This window comes from Novosphingobium sp. BL-S-34 (genome assembly GCF_056857015.1).
Map to the genome: position 1 here is coordinate 307,575 of NZ_CM166472.1, position 12,591 is coordinate 320,165.

Annotated in this window: 15 protein-coding genes and 1 other RNA gene; 8 read left to right on the forward strand and 8 right to left on the reverse strand. The window is 64.9% G+C overall.

The features are described from left to right. The first annotated feature begins 2 nt into the window (after positions 1–2). From AC1VV3_RS01390 to mmsB, 4 genes are all read left to right on the forward strand, one after another. The gene (locus AC1VV3_RS01390) at positions 3–1,106 is read left to right on the forward strand and encodes an enoyl-CoA hydratase/isomerase family protein (RefSeq protein ID WP_431566566.1); all 1,104 of its coding nucleotides are present in this window, start codon (positions 3–5) and stop codon (positions 1,104–1,106) included. Next, entirely contained in the window at positions 1,103–1,447 is a 345-nt protein-coding gene (locus AC1VV3_RS01395; protein WP_314468059.1) for a YunG family protein, read from the forward strand. Before AC1VV3_RS01390 ends, AC1VV3_RS01395 begins: the two co-directional genes overlap by 4 nt. An 11-nt stretch (positions 1,448–1,458) precedes the next feature. Next, positions 1,459–2,241, forward strand: a complete 783-nt coding sequence (locus AC1VV3_RS01400) for an enoyl-CoA hydratase-related protein (protein WP_431566567.1) — start codon at positions 1,459–1,461, stop codon at positions 2,239–2,241. Positions 2,242–2,379: 138 nt separating this feature from the next. After that, positions 2,380–3,249 (forward strand): 3-hydroxyisobutyrate dehydrogenase, encoded by an 870-nt coding sequence (mmsB, locus tag AC1VV3_RS01405; protein WP_134092776.1) that lies wholly within the window; start codon positions 2,380–2,382, stop codon positions 3,247–3,249. 135 nt (positions 3,250–3,384) lie between these two features. Here mmsB and AC1VV3_RS01410 read toward each other — a convergent pair whose 3' ends face one another. From AC1VV3_RS01410 to AC1VV3_RS01430, 5 genes are read right to left on the reverse strand one after another with little or no spacing between them, the layout of a single operon-like run. Further along, a complete protein-coding gene (locus AC1VV3_RS01410; RefSeq protein WP_431566568.1) occupies positions 3,385–3,588 on the reverse strand; it encodes a hypothetical protein in 204 nt (67 codons plus the stop codon). A 2-nt stretch (positions 3,589–3,590) separates the two neighbouring features. Beyond that, complete coding sequence (locus tag AC1VV3_RS01415) at positions 3,591–4,151, reverse strand: NUDIX hydrolase (RefSeq protein WP_132262413.1); 561 nt, start codon at positions 4,149–4,151, stop codon at positions 3,591–3,593. Continuing rightward, on the reverse strand, positions 4,148–4,831 hold the full coding sequence (locus AC1VV3_RS01420) for a TPM domain-containing protein (protein ID WP_132262415.1): 684 nt from the start codon (positions 4,829–4,831) through the stop codon (positions 4,148–4,150). Before AC1VV3_RS01420 ends, AC1VV3_RS01415 begins: the two co-directional genes overlap by 4 nt. 12 nt (positions 4,832–4,843) lie before the next feature. Further along, positions 4,844–5,656: a TPM domain-containing protein gene (locus tag AC1VV3_RS01425; RefSeq protein WP_314468191.1), complete on the reverse strand. Its 813-nt coding sequence runs from the start codon at positions 5,654–5,656 to the stop codon at positions 4,844–4,846. Between the two features lie 13 nt (positions 5,657–5,669). Next, positions 5,670–6,275 (reverse strand): LemA family protein, encoded by a 606-nt coding sequence (locus tag AC1VV3_RS01430; RefSeq protein WP_132262419.1) that lies wholly within the window; start codon positions 6,273–6,275, stop codon positions 5,670–5,672. Between the two features lie 208 nt (positions 6,276–6,483). Between AC1VV3_RS01430 and mscL the strand changes: the two genes are divergently transcribed. Both mscL and ssrA read left to right on the forward strand, forming a co-directional pair. Beyond that, a complete protein-coding gene (mscL, locus tag AC1VV3_RS01435; protein WP_132262421.1) occupies positions 6,484–6,909 on the forward strand; it encodes a large conductance mechanosensitive channel protein MscL in 426 nt (141 codons plus the stop codon). 72 nt (positions 6,910–6,981) lie between these two features. Next, positions 6,982–7,349, forward strand: a transfer-messenger RNA (tmRNA) gene (ssrA, locus tag AC1VV3_RS01440). 117 nt (positions 7,350–7,466) lie between these two features. On the opposite strand, the gene AC1VV3_RS01445 is transcribed toward ssrA, so the two are convergent. Next, on the reverse strand, positions 7,467–7,757 hold the full coding sequence (locus AC1VV3_RS01445) for a hypothetical protein (protein ID WP_134092780.1): 291 nt from the start codon (positions 7,755–7,757) through the stop codon (positions 7,467–7,469). 322 nt (positions 7,758–8,079) lie between these two features. Between AC1VV3_RS01445 and AC1VV3_RS01450 the strand changes: the two genes are divergently transcribed. Beyond that, on the forward strand, positions 8,080–10,209 hold the full coding sequence (locus AC1VV3_RS01450) for a malate synthase G (RefSeq protein ID WP_431566569.1): 2,130 nt from the start codon (positions 8,080–8,082) through the stop codon (positions 10,207–10,209). A 76-nt stretch (positions 10,210–10,285) separates the two neighbouring features. Beyond that, the gene (locus AC1VV3_RS01455) at positions 10,286–10,726 is read left to right on the forward strand and encodes a hypothetical protein (protein WP_465128079.1); all 441 of its coding nucleotides are present in this window, start codon (positions 10,286–10,288) and stop codon (positions 10,724–10,726) included. Position 10,727: 1 nt separating this feature from the next. Here the strand turns inward: AC1VV3_RS01455 and rsmA are convergent, their stop codons facing one another. Together rsmA and pdxA are read right to left on the reverse strand one after the other, a co-directional pair. Beyond that, entirely contained in the window at positions 10,728–11,555 is an 828-nt protein-coding gene (gene rsmA, locus AC1VV3_RS01460; protein WP_314468047.1) for a 16S rRNA (adenine(1518)-N(6)/adenine(1519)-N(6))-dimethyltransferase RsmA, read from the reverse strand. Next, positions 11,552–12,583, reverse strand: a complete 1,032-nt coding sequence (gene pdxA / locus AC1VV3_RS01465; RefSeq protein ID WP_482961940.1) for a 4-hydroxythreonine-4-phosphate dehydrogenase PdxA — start codon at positions 12,581–12,583, stop codon at positions 11,552–11,554. The genes rsmA and pdxA overlap by 4 nt, the downstream gene beginning before the upstream one ends. Between the last annotated feature and the right edge of the window lie 8 nt (positions 12,584–12,591).

Below are 12,591 nucleotides of genomic sequence, written 5' to 3' on the forward strand. Positions count from 1 at the left end.
ACATGACTACCGATTCGCTGTCTGGAGATACCCTCCCTGCCGATGCCGTGCCTGCTGGTGGTTTGGACGCCGAAATCCTCACCCGGCGCGATGGTGTGGCCGGGATCATCTCGCTCAACCGGCCCAAGGCGATTCACGCGCTCACTCTGGGCATGAGCGAATCGATGAGCCACGCGCTAGCGGCCTGGGCGGACGATGCCGAGGTGAAGGCGATCATGATCGAGCACAGCGAGGGTCGAGGCTTCTGCTCGGGCGGAGACATCAACCTGCTGCGCCGGTCGGCCCTTGAAGACCACGGGATAGAGGGGCGTCGCTTCTTCCGTGCCGAATACCAGCTCAACCACCAGCTCTTCATTTACGACAAGCCGGTCGTCGCATTCATGGACGGCGTGACCATGGGCGGCGGCGTCGGCATTTCGCAGCCCGCGCCCTTCCGGGTGGCGACGGAGCACACCCGTTTCGCCATGCCCGAGACCGGGATCGGCCTTTTCCCCGATGTCGGCGGCGGCTGGTACCTCTCGCGGCTGGACGGCAGGCTCGGCCAGTTCCTGGCGCTGACCGGCGCGCGGCTGGATGGCGCGGAATGCCTCTGGGCGGGCCTTGCGACGCACTACCTGCCCAGCGAGGCGCTTCCCGAAGCCAAGCGCCGCATCGCCGCGGGCCATGAGATCGGTGGTGTGCTCGGCGCGCTTTCCGACAAGGCGCCCGAGCCCAGGATCGCCGCCCACGCCGCGCAGATCCGCAAGCATTTCGCCTTCGACACGCTGGAGCAGGTGCTCGCTTCGCTGGAAAGCGACGACAGCGAATGGGCCGCACGGGAACTCGCCACGCTGCGCACCAAGAGCCCGCAGGCCTGCAAGATCGCGCTGCGCCAGCTCGCCACCTCGCTGACCCTCGACAATTTCGCGCAGAACATGGCGATGGAGTACCGCATCGGCAGTCACGTGCTGGTCCTGCCCGACTTCGCCGAAGGGGTGCGCGCCGTGATCGTGGACAAGGACCACGCGCCGAAGTGGAACCCGTCGACGCCCGAAGACGTGACCGAGGATATGCTGGACGCGATTTTCGCGCCGCTCGCCCCCGAAGACGAGTGGAGGCCGATTTGACGTTCCCGACGCCGATTGAACTCTACCACGTCGTCAAGAAATCCTGGTCCGCCGCTTCCATCCCCGATCCATTCGATCCCGCTAACCCCGCGCGCAATCAGTGCGCGGTGACGGCGCTGGCCGTGCAGCACTACTTCGGCGGGGACATCTTCAAGACCGCGACCAAGGGCGGCACTCACTTCTACAACCGGGTGGACGGCCGGTTCTGGGATCTGGCTGCGGACCAGTTCGACGAGCCGATCCCTTACGACAACACGCCGACCTCGCGTGACGAGGCGCACGAACATGCCAGCCCGGCCCATCTTGCCGCGCTGATCGCCGATATCGAAGCGAATACCTGAAGGGACTTCCGATGAGCTACGAAACGATCCTGGTCGAAACGAGGGGCAACGTCACTCTCATCACGCTCAACCGTCCGCAGGCGCTCAATGCCCTGAATTCATCGGTACTGGGCGAGTTGATAACGGCCTTCGCCGCCTTCGAGGCGGACAAGAGCCAGGGCTGCGCCGTCATCACCGGCTCGGGTGAAAAGGCCTTCGCTGCAGGCGCTGACATCAAGGAGATGGTCGAAAAGCCCGGCGCCGAGTTCTACTCGGAAGACTTCTTCGCCGGTTGGACCGCGCAGATCGTCAAGACCACCCGCAAGCCGTGGATCGCTGCTGTCAACGGCTTCGCACTTGGCGGCGGCTGTGAACTGGCCATGATGGCGGACTTCATCATCGCCTCTGAAAACGCGAAATTCGGCCAGCCAGAGATCAAGCTGGGCGTGGCGCCCGGCATGGGCGGTTCGCAGCGTCTGGCCCGTGCGGTCGGCAAGTCCAAGGCCATGGACATGTGCCTGACCGGCCGCATGATGGATGCCGCGGAGGCCGAGCGTTCGGGGTTGGTCAGCCGCGTGGTGCCGCAGGACCAACTCCTCGGCGAAGCGCTGAAGGCCGCCGAAGCGATTGCCGGGATGCCGCCGCTGGCCGCCATGATGAACAAGGAAATGGTCAACCTCGCTTTCGAGACCACGCTCGACACCGGCCTCATCATGGAGCGCCGCCTGTTCCAGGTGCTCACCGCCACCGAGGACAAGGCCGAGGGCATGGCCGCTTTCGTCGAGAAGCGCCCCGGCGTCTGGAAAGGCCGCTAAGGCCGCCGTGGCGGGTCGGATGTCGTCCCGGCGTGACCGGGGACCGCTGGCCCAGCCGCGCAAGAATGCAGCGAGGCGCTTGGGTGCCCGGCCGATGGTAACGGATGGCCAGCGGTCTCAAACTTGGGAGAGAACGTCATGAAAATCGCCTTCATCGGTCTGGGCAACATGGGCGGCGGCATGGCCGCGAACCTCGTGAAGGCTGGGCATGCCGTGACCGCCTTCGACCTTTCGCCGGAAGCCACCGGCAAGGCGGCGGAACAGGGCTGTTCGATTTCAGCGACGGTTTCCGAAGCCGTCGCGGACGCGGAAGCGGTCGTGACCATGCTCCCCAACGGTGCGATCGTCCGATCGGTCTACACCGCCGAAGTGTTCGGAAACGCTCCCAAGGGCGCGCTTTTCCTCGACTGCTCGACCATCGACCTCGCCACTGCGCGCGAAGTCGTGGAACTGGCGCAGGCGGCCGGGTATGAAATGGTCGATGCGCCGGTCTCGGGAGGGATCGCGGCGGCCAATGGCGGCACTCTCACGTTCATGGTCGGCGGCAGCGAAACAGCCTTCGAGCGCGCCCGCGCCGTGCTGGAACCGATGGCCAAGGCGGTTATCCATGCCGGTGAAACGGGCGCAGGCCAGGTCGCCAAGATGTGCAACAACATGCTGCTGGCGATCCATATGATCGGCACCTGCGAGGCGCTGGCCCTGGCCGAAAAAGCGGGGCTCGATCCCCAGACATTCTACGAGATCAGCTCCAAGGCCACCGGCTACTGCTGGTCGCTTAACGACTATACGCCAATGCCCGGCGTTGGCGCGACGAGCCCTGCGGACAACGGCTACGCGGGCGGTTTCGCCTCGGCGCTCATGCTCAAGGACCTGCGTCTGGCGATGGCGGGAGCCGAAACCTCCGGCGCCGCCGTGCCGATGGGTGAGCACGCCACCAGGATCTACGAGGCGTTCGTCGAGGCCGGAAACGGCGGCAAGGACTTTGGAGCGATCTTCACCACGCTCTGAATTCCGTTATGCCCAAAGCGGCCCCGGCCTGAACTTTCACCTTGATCCCATCGCTTGCCGTGACGGAACTTTTCCGGTCATGAGGGCGAGGATCGGGAGGCGAGAAGGGCGGGGCCGCCAATCGGGGGCGGGTTGCTAGGCCCCCTTGCCCCCTTCCGCCCGCTCCAGCAGGAAACGCGGAACCCGCATTCCCTTGGTTCGGCTGGTCAGGTGATATTGCCGGCAGAGCGGGCAGCGATAGGGCCGCAGAACGACATCGGCCTTTTGCGCCACTTCCAGCGCCGCCGCCTCGCTGGCGTAGCGCGCCTTGCGTTGACAGACGCCGAACCGTGTTTTCACGATCAGCCCAACAGCCGCGCGCCCAGCAGCATGAGGAGCTTCACGTCCATGGCGTAGCCTTGCGCGCGCCAGTCTGCGATGGCCTGCTCGATCCCGGCGAGCGGCACGCGGCGGACCACGATGTCTTCGCTATCGACGCCGCCGCCTTCGCCTACTTTCACCAGATCGTGCGCGCGGAACAGCGTGAAGCTTTCGCTGACCATGCCGGGGGAGGAAAAGAACTCGCCCAGATTTTCCATGCGGCCTGCGTGATAGCCGGTTTCTTCTTCCAGCTCGCGGGCAGCAGCTACGCTGGCATCTTCATCGGCGCTCTCGTCGTGATCGCCGACCAGCCCCGCCGGCAATTCAATGCAGCGCTTGCCCAGCGGCACGCGGTATTGATCCACCAGGATGACATGGTCATGCGGATCGACGGCCAGGATCACCGCGGCGCGGATGCCCCTGGCGCGGCTGACATATTCCCAGCGGCCGCGCTTGCGGGCGGTGATGAACCTGCCCTGCCACATGATCTCATCCGCCGCATCGGCGTCCGGGGGCAGGGGCAGCGTGGAGATATCAGTCATATTTCGATTAGCCTGTCGGGAAGTTCGTTCACGTCGTCATCGGCGCGAGGGAAATGTTCGGAAAGAATCGCGCCGACTTTGCCGACGGCGACGATCATGCCGTCGCAGATCCGCCCATCGCCGACATGGGCGAGCATGGCCGCCATGGCCTGGCCCCAGACCTCGGGATCCACTTTCGCGGCAATGGCGCGGTCGGCCACGATTTCGGCCCGGTGCTCGCGCATGGAGAGGTAGATGAGGACGCCGGTTCGCCCCGTCGTCCGCTGCTCCGCGCCGATGCGGAAAGCGCGAACCGCATGGGCATGGACGCGCATGGTCTTGATCTGCGGAGGCACTAGCCAGAACTTGAGCGGCGGCCAGAGCTGCAGCAGCAGCATGGCGCCGAACTTGATCGCAGCCACACCGGCAGCCAGGCCGACGATCATGCGCGGGGTCCATTCGTGCCCCCAGTCGGCCAGCAGCCGCTCGTAGAGGCCCATGTAGAATTCCGGAGCGATTACCAGCGCGGCCAGGGCGAGAAACGCCACGATCGCCGACCATGCAAGGGCCACGTCAGTATAGCCGTCCGAACGGTCTGCCAGGACGGTGACGATTTCGCCGGCGCTGTGCATTTCCGCTTCGCCCACGGCGGCGCTGATCCGCGCATGGTCCTCGTCGGAGAGGTAGATGGGTAATGCCATTGTCTCGTCCCCCTACCAGCTGCCGCTCGCGCCGCCGCCGCCGAAGCTGCCGCCGCCGCCCGAGAAACCTCCGCCACCTCCGAAGCCGCCGCCGCCGCCCCATCCGCCACCGCCGCCCCAGCGATCGTCGTCATCGTCGTTGCCGAAACCGCCGGGCATCCAGATGATCGGGCCGCCGAAGCCGCCCCGGCGCCGACCGCCGCCGCGCGCCTCGTTGACCATCGGCAGGACGACGAAGAAGACGATGATGACGATGAACACGATCGTGCCGATCGGGAATCCGCCGCCGCTATCCTTGCGCGCGGCATCGGCCTCGGCCGCGACTTTCTGCGCTTCCTCGGGCGGCAGCGTCAGCTGCTTGACCAGAGCGTCGGCGCCGGCTTCGATGCCGCCGGGATAATCGTCCTGCTTGAAATGCGGGATGATGTCGTTGTTGATGATGAGGAAGGAAAGGCCGTCGGTAACGATCGGTTCCAGGCCATAGCCGACCTCGATCCGCACCTTGCGCTCATTGGGCGCGACGATCAGCAGCGCGCCGCTGTCCTTGCCCTTTTGGCCGATGCCCCAGGCGCGGCCGAGCTGATAGCCGTAGTCCGAGATCTCGTAGCCCTGAAGGCTGGGAAGGGTGACGACCACCAGCTGGCGGCCTGAATTCTTCTCCAGCGCCTCCAGCTTTTGCGTGAGCCGGGCTTTGACATCGTCCGGGATGACCTTGGCGTCATCGACCACGCGCCCGGTCAGCTTGGGGAAACTGGGCGCGGCGGCCACCTGCTGGGCAAGCAGCGCGCCGAACGCCAGAAGGATGGCCGCAAGGACGGCCTTCACGCGGATCACGATATCAGATCTTGCCTTCGAGGCTCGGCGCGACGTCCGCGCCCGGCGTTGCGGCCTGGTAGGGCACGAGCGGATCTGCACCGCGCAGCTTGGCGCCGATCATGGTCGGGAACGTGCGGACTTCGGTGTTGTAGTCCTGGACCGCGGCATTGTAGTCGCGCACCGAGATGCGAATGCGGTTTTCCTGACCTTCGATCTGGGTCTGGAGCATCTGGTAGTTCACGATCGACTTGAGATCGGGATACTGCTCGACGCTGACCAGCAGGCGCGACAGGCTCTGGCCGAACTGCGACTGGGCAGCCTGGAACTGCTGCATCTTCGCGGGATCATTCAGATCCTCGGCATTGACCTGCACGCTGGTTGCCTTGGCACGCGCCTCGACCACGCCCGTGAGGATCTCCTTTTCCTGCGTCGCGGCGCCCTTGGCGACGGCGGCGAGGTTCGGCACGAGGTTGGCGCGTTCCTGGAAGGCGGCCTGCACATCGGCCCACTTCGCCTTGGCGGCTTCCTGCTTGGTCGGAACCGAGTTGAAGCCGCAGGCGGCCAGCGACAGAGCCGCCGCAAGGGCAAGCACGGCGCGGCTCTTGCGGGCCAGGTTCGACAGGGTCATGCGTGATCCTCCTGATCGACGGGACCGTTCGGCCCCGCCTCGTTCTGAATGGACGGTCTCTTGCTCAGATAGATAGCAGGCGGCGGTTCCGGTTCAAGGACAGTCGCGTCATGCAACTTCTTACCGCAACCGATTGTTAGCTAAACTTCGATGTGGCAGGTCTCCAGGGCCAGCCATGGCCTGCACAGGATCGAGGGGAAACCGACCCATGCTTCAGGAATTCAAGACTTTCATTGCGCGCGGCAACGTGCTCGACCTTGCCGTCGGTGTCATCATCGGCGCCGCATTCGGCAAGATCGTTGCCTCGCTGACTGACGACGTGATCATGCCATTCATCGGCCTCATCACCGGCGGTATCGACTTCAGCAACAAGTTCGTCGTGCTGGGCACCGTCCCGGCAGACTATACCGGCCCGATGACGTACGCCGGCCTCAAAGCGGCAGGCGTGGCCATGTTCGGCTACGGTGCCTTCCTCACGGCGATCATCAACTTCCTGATTCTCGCCTTCGTGATTTTCCTGATCGTGCGGCAGGCCAATCGCCTTCTGCCCAAGAAGGAAGAACCGGCCGCGCCGACCGGCCCGACCGAAGTTCAGCTGCTTGCGGAAATCCGCGACGCCTTGAAGAAAGGCTGATTGGCTGGGGAAATTCGCGAAAGAGCGTGTTCCACAGCGACGTTCCACGAAGAGGGGGAGGGGTGAACCCGCCCCCTTTTCATTTTCGTACGGCGCCCTATATGGGGTCTCGCCAGCTTCGGTTGGCTATGATGATAAACTGCGCCGTACAATAGGCACAGCGGACCCGGGGGCGGTACCCGGCGGCTCCACCATCACCCGTCCTGCCTTTCGGCAGGGCAACCCTGTTGTCGCAGGGGTGATGACGGGGCCGAACTAGGATCGACGTGTGTTGAAAAGCGGTGTTTTCATTCGGGCTGAGTAACCCGTTCAAGGCTCAAAACTCACAAGTGCCAACGACAACGAAGCACTCGCTCTCGCCGCGTAATTCTAGGGCCTAACGGCCTGACGTTACAAAGCTAAAGCGCGGTTGGACCCACCGGGCAACAGAAGGGATTCCAGGGGTTCGGGGTGTACCTTGCAACAGAAACACCCCACCTTCACCCATCAAAGAGAATCGCCGCGAAACCGCCTGCTGCGCGGCTTCGGTCGGATGGCTGTTCGAACAACGACAGCGCTCAGGCGGCGTCGATTCTCGCCATGGAATTCTGATCGGTTTCGGATGCGATTTCGGTCTTTTCGGCGGCGCGTTCCTGCGCCTGTTCGAACTTCAGGCAGTCGAGTATCTTGGCGCCGGCCATGAAGACGGCGCCCGTGCAGGCCAGGAACAGCAACTTGCCGCCCCATCCCGGAAATCGCGTGAGGTAGACGCTTCCACGCTCCACCGCGCCCAGCGCGAGGGCATAGATGATCATGAACGCTTCCCAGCGGGTCTTGATCACGAAGAGGCGGCTGATCTTGCGAAGCATTCCAGTCCTTCCAGTCCTGCCCTGTGCCGATCGGCAGGAACTTCAGCGCATTCGAAGCAACATCCGGGCCAACCCGAGGTTCCCGCGATGGGCGGCGTCGACAGCAATCTTCTATGTAAGTCTTTCCGACGCAAGGTGTAAGCTGATCCGACGTGGTACCACTTTGGGACCGTAACGGAGCTTCCTTGCGAAACCGCGTTCGCGATTGCCAAGGCATTTGCGATGAGGCATAGAATGGCCGATCCTCCCCAGGACAGTCTTGAACAGATGTCACGGTCGCCGCCCGCCCGAATGGGTCTGCGTGCAGGGAATGCGAGGAAAAATGACGGACAGAGTTGATCGCTCGGGCCTTCGGGTCGACGCCGCACTGGCGCGTTTCGTGGAGGACCGGGTGCTGCCACCGATCGGGCAGGACGCCGCCGCCTTCTGGCCCGGATTTGCCGCGCTGCTCGCAGACCTGGCACCGCGCAACAAGGCTCTGCTCAGGCAGCGCGACGCCTTGCAGGCGAGCATCGACGCCTGGCATCTCCAGCGCGCGGGAAAGCCCATCGATCAGGCCGAGTACCAGGATTTCCTGCGGGAAATCGGCTACCTGGTGCCGGAACCGGACGCGTTTTCCATTGGCACGCGCGGCGTCGATCCTGAAATCGCGACGATGGCCGGACCGCAGCTTGTCGTCCCGGTGCTCAACGCGCGCTTCCTGCTCAATGCTGCCAATGCGCGCTGGGGCAGCCTCTATGACGCGCTCTATGGGACGGACGCGCTCGACGCTGCGCAGGCCCAGGGAAAGGACTACGACCCGGTTCGCGGCGCCGCGGTGATCGCACAGGGCCGCCGTTTCCTCGACAAGGCCCTGCCGCTCGCTACCGGAAGTTGGAGCGATCTCGACAGTCTCGGCGCCCCGCTTGCCGACCCCGGCCAATATGTGGGCGTGACACAGGCGGGACGCCTCTACCGCTCGAACGGGCTCGGCATCGAGATTGTCGTCGATCCGGCCAGCCAGGTCGGGCGCGCGGATCGGATGGGCATTGCCGATATCGTGCTGGAAGCGGCATTGACCACGATCGTCGATCTGGAAGATTCCGTCGCCGCAGTGGACGCGGAGGATAAGCTCGCCGCTTACACGAACTGGCTCGGCGTGATTCGCGGCGACCTGACGGAAACGTTCGAGAAGAGCGGCGAAACCCGCACCCGCGAACTCGCCGGAGACCGGACCGTCACCACGCCTTCCGGCGAAGTGCTGGCATTGCCGGGGCGCAGCCTGCTGTTCGTCCGCAATGTCGGCCATCTCATGACCAACCCGGCGATCCTGCTGCCGGACGGTTCGGAGATACCGGAAGGGATCATGGATGCCGTCCTGACCAGCGCGATCTCGGCGCAGGACGTCAAGGGTTTGACGCGCTTCGGCAATAGCCGCGAGCGGTCGATCTACATCGTCAAACCGAAGATGCACGGCCCGGAGGAATGCGCCTTCACCAACGACCTGTTCGATGCCGTCGAAGACTTGCTGGACCTGCCGCGCTACACGGTGAAAGTCGGCGTGATGGATGAGGAACGGCGCACTTCCGCCAATCTGGCGGCCTGCATCGAGGCTGTGAAGGATCGCATCGTCTTCATCAATACCGGCTTCCTCGATCGCACCGGGGACGAGATCCACACCTCGATGCGGGCAGGGCCGATGATCCGCAAGAATGCGATCAAGGGCTCCGAGTGGATTGCGGCTTATGAACGGCGCAATGTCGCCATCGGTCTGCGGCATGGCCTTTCCGGCATTGCCCAGATCGGCAAGGGCATGTGGGCTGCGCCGGACCGGATGCGCGACATGCTGGAGCAGAAGATCGCCCATCCCCGGACGGGCGCGAACACGGCCTGGGTTCCGTCCCCCACGGCTGCGACGCTTCATGCCATGCACTATCACGAGGTCGACGTCTTCGGCTTGCGCGAGGAGATGGCAGGGGCCGCGATCCCGAGCCTTGACCTGCTGCTCCAGGTTCCACTCGCGGACGGCGCCAACTGGTCCGAAGAGGAAGTGCGGGACGAACTGGACAACAATGCCCAGGGTCTGCTCGGCTATGTCGTTCGCTGGATCGACCAGGGCGTGGGCTGCTCCAAGGTTCCCGACCTCGACGATGTCGGGCTGATGGAGGACCGCGCCACGTTGCGCATATCCAGCCAGCACATGGCGAACTGGTTGTTTCACGGCGTCTGCTCGGCCGAGCAAGTGATGGATTCGCTGCGCCGCATGGCGGCCAAGGTCGACGCCCAGAATGCGGGCGACCCGCTCTACGAGCCCATGGCCGGCAACTGGGAAGGCTCATTCGCCTTCCTCGCGGCCTGCGATCTGGTGTTCAAGGGCGTGGAGCAGCCCAACGGCTATACCGAGCCCTTGCTCCATGCCTGGCGCCGTAAAAAGAAGGACGCCGTCCGCCTGCAACTTTTTGCAGAAGTCTGACTCTCGCATTAACTTTAATTTGATCTATCGGCCCCAAAGCACTATTCAAAGGATTGTTCGCTAGGGGGGCCCGGCGTTGAAGAGACATAGAATCGACCGTGCCCACGGGCACGCCATACCCGGCACACCGTCAAGCGGTGTGCCGGCTGAAGGTAACACCGCCGGACCGAGCGACCCATCCAGCGTCGTGCATCTCGACGCAGCGCGCGCTGGGCGGGAAGCCGCACGTTCGGCATCCCATGCCAATGGCAACGATGAACCCTTGCCGGTGGCGCTGGCGGTCGAAGCCCTGCGCTTTCCGCGCGATCAGGGCTTGGCCGGGGCGCTGGCGTCCGATGGAAGACTGGCAGGTCGCCTCGTTCAGCTGATGCTGATGACGCTTGGTGCGGCTGTTGCGATCTGGGTGGCAGCCCAGCTTGTGAAGCCGGGTCTCGGCGCCGCCGAGCCCGAACCAGCGCAGGCGGGTGCGGTTCTCTCCAAAACGGCGAACCCCGGTTTGAGCGACGCCGAACGCTAGATCAGTTCGGCGTCAGTTCCCGCGCTATGCTGACGAATTCCGCCACCGATAAAGTCTCGGCACGCCGTTGCGGATCGATACCGAGTCGCTCCAGGGCATCCAGCGCGCCGATCACGCCTTTCAGGCTCTGACGCAGCATCTTGCGGCGCTGGCCGAATGCGGCTTCCGTGACGCGCTCCAGCACCCGCATCGAAACGCCCTCGGGCGCCTCGCCGGGAACGACATGGACGATGGCGGACATCACCTTGGGCGGCGGCGTGAAAGCGCTGCGATGAACTTTCATCGCCAGCTTCGGTTTCGCGCGCCACTGCGCCAGGACGGCCAGCCGCCCATAAGCCGAAGTATCCGGCTCCGCGACGATGCGGCGGGCGACTTCTTCCTGGAACATCAGAGTCAGCGAGGACCACTGAGGCGGCCAGGCCTGACCTGAAAGCCAGCCGATGAACAGCGCGGTGCCGACATTGTAGGGCAGGTTGGCCACCACCGCATAAGGCCCGTCGAACAAGTCGGCGGGCGCGAACTTCATGGCGTCGCCCTCTATGACCTTCAGTTTGCCCGGGAAGGCCGCTTCCACTTCCGCCAGGGCGGGAAGGCAGCGACGGTCCATTTCGATCGCGGTCACTTCAGCGCCGGCGCGCAGCAGGGCGCGCGTCAGGCCGCCGGGGCCGGGGCCGACTTCCAGGACTTTTTGCCCCTCAAGGCCGCCGGGAATGGCGGCGATCCGATCGAGCAACTGCTCGTCGAACAGGAAATTCTGGCCGAGCGCCTTGGAGGCCGAAAGGCCGTGCTTGGCGATGACCTCGCGCAGGGGAGGCAGTTCGGCAGTCATGCAGTGGTCTCCGGCAGGCGCCTGCGCGCGGCGCATTCCCCGGCCATGCGAAGGGCGGCGATAGTGGCTCCGGCACTGGCCACGGCCTGCCCGGCGATGCCGAAGGCCGTCCCGTGATCGGGTGAGGTTCGTACGATCGGCAGGCCCAGCGTAACATTGACGCCGGCATCGAAGTCCAGCGTCTTGATCGGCACCAGGGCCTGGTCGTGATACATGCAGAGCGCCACGTCGAATTTGGCGCGCTCATGCGCAGCGAACAGGGCGTCGGCGGGGTGCGGGCCGGTTACGGCCAGTCCCTCGGCGGCGAGCGCGGCGATGGCGGGGGCAATCGTCTCGATTTCTTCCCGGCCCATGCGGCCGTCTTCCCCGGCGTGGGGATTGAGACCGGTGATGGCGAGGCGGGCCGGCGATAGCCCGAAGTCGCGGCGAAGCGCCTGCGCGACGATGCGGGCCTTGCTCTCGATCAAGGCGCGCGTGACCAGCGCGGGCACCTGCGAAAGGGCGACGTGCACGGTCAGCGGCACGGTGCGCAAGTTCGGGCCGGCCAACATCATCACGGCATCGCCATGGGCAACGCCGCAGGCATCGGCGAGAAATTCGGTTTGGCCGGGCTGCGAAAAGCCGATTTCCGCAAGTTTCGACTTGGCGATAGGCCCCGTGACGACGGCGCCGGCCTCGCCTGCAAGGGCGAGCTGCGTGGCGCGGGTCAATGAATGGAGGGCGAGGGCGGCACCGCTTCGATCGGGCTGGCCGAACACGGCGGCCGTATCCTCGTCGCCCAGAACCGGCAATGCAGCACCGAACACGGCGGCGGCTTCGTCGGCGCTGGCAATGCGGGCTATGGGCAGTTCGAAGCCCCGGCTCCGCGCGGCCGCCTTGAGCACTTCGGCGCCGCCGACCGCGAAGAACGGCGACAATCCTGCTTCGTGCCGATCCGCCCAGGCCTGGGCAAAAAGCTCCGGTCCGACTCCTGCCGGGTCTCCCAGCGAAACCGCGAGGGGCGGCGCGCCGTTGGTATTGGCCGCCATCGGTGCCG

What these genes read in the sequence shown, in the direction of transcription:
- AC1VV3_RS01390 (WP_431566566.1), top strand. Translation starts at nt 3, where the DNA reads ATGACTACCGATTCGCTGTCTGGAGATACCCTCCCTGCCGATGCCGTG.
- AC1VV3_RS01430 (WP_132262419.1), bottom strand. Translation starts at nt 6,275, where the DNA reads ATGACCCTGTCGAACCTGGCCCGCAAGAGCCGCGCCGTGCTTGCCCTT.
- AC1VV3_RS01400 (WP_431566567.1), top strand. Translation starts at nt 1,459, where the DNA reads ATGAGCTACGAAACGATCCTGGTCGAAACGAGGGGCAACGTCACTCTC.
- AC1VV3_RS01450 (WP_431566569.1), top strand. Translation starts at nt 8,080, where the DNA reads ATGACGGACAGAGTTGATCGCTCGGGCCTTCGGGTCGACGCCGCACTG.
- mmsB (WP_134092776.1), top strand. Translation starts at nt 2,380, where the DNA reads ATGAAAATCGCCTTCATCGGTCTGGGCAACATGGGCGGCGGCATGGCC.
- AC1VV3_RS01415 (WP_132262413.1), bottom strand. Translation starts at nt 4,151, where the DNA reads ATGACTGATATCTCCACGCTGCCCCTGCCCCCGGACGCCGATGCGGCG.
- AC1VV3_RS01445 (WP_134092780.1), bottom strand. Translation starts at nt 7,757, where the DNA reads ATGCTTCGCAAGATCAGCCGCCTCTTCGTGATCAAGACCCGCTGGGAA.
- rsmA (WP_314468047.1), bottom strand. Translation starts at nt 11,555, where the DNA reads ATGACTGCCGAACTGCCTCCCCTGCGCGAGGTCATCGCCAAGCACGGC.
- pdxA (WP_482961940.1), bottom strand. Translation starts at nt 12,583, where the DNA reads ATGGCGGCCAATACCAACGGCGCGCCGCCCCTCGCGGTTTCGCTGGGA.
- AC1VV3_RS01420 (WP_132262415.1), bottom strand. Translation starts at nt 4,831, where the DNA reads ATGGCATTACCCATCTACCTCTCCGACGAGGACCATGCGCGGATCAGC.
- mscL (WP_132262421.1), top strand. Translation starts at nt 6,484, where the DNA reads ATGCTTCAGGAATTCAAGACTTTCATTGCGCGCGGCAACGTGCTCGAC.